At 74.4% G+C, this 238-nt stretch carries 1 pseudogene; it reads left to right on the top strand.

What is annotated here, in order from left to right:
- A pseudogene (locus tag KVT44_RS56970) lies at positions 1–185 on the top strand (DUF393 domain-containing protein); the annotation flags it as partial.
- Positions 186–238 lie beyond the last annotated feature (53 nt).

Raw genomic sequence — 238 nt, 5'->3', positions numbered from 1 at the left:
CCCCGGCCGGGGCCCGGCCCGCCAAGGGCGCGATGCTCGCCGCCGGGAAATGGCGCTCCGCGCATACCCCGCAGGGGTCGGGCGGAGGCGCGTACCGGCGGGGCGACGGGTGGGTGTACGAGCCGAGCAACGGGTGGATGTACCTGCCTCCGGGCTGTGACGACGGCTCCTGTCCGACGCGTTAGGCTCTGTTCCAGTGCCAGCACCGACAGACAGCCCCGGCCCGGACGACACCAGC

Origin of the sequence: Streptomyces sp. GbtcB7 (assembly GCF_019091445.1) — a bacterium.
Classification (GTDB): domain Bacteria; phylum Actinomycetota; class Actinomycetes; order Streptomycetales; family Streptomycetaceae; genus Streptomyces; species Streptomyces mirabilis.
Note: the sequence above shows the minus strand (reverse complement) of the source record. Positions and strands in the feature narration are given on the sequence as shown.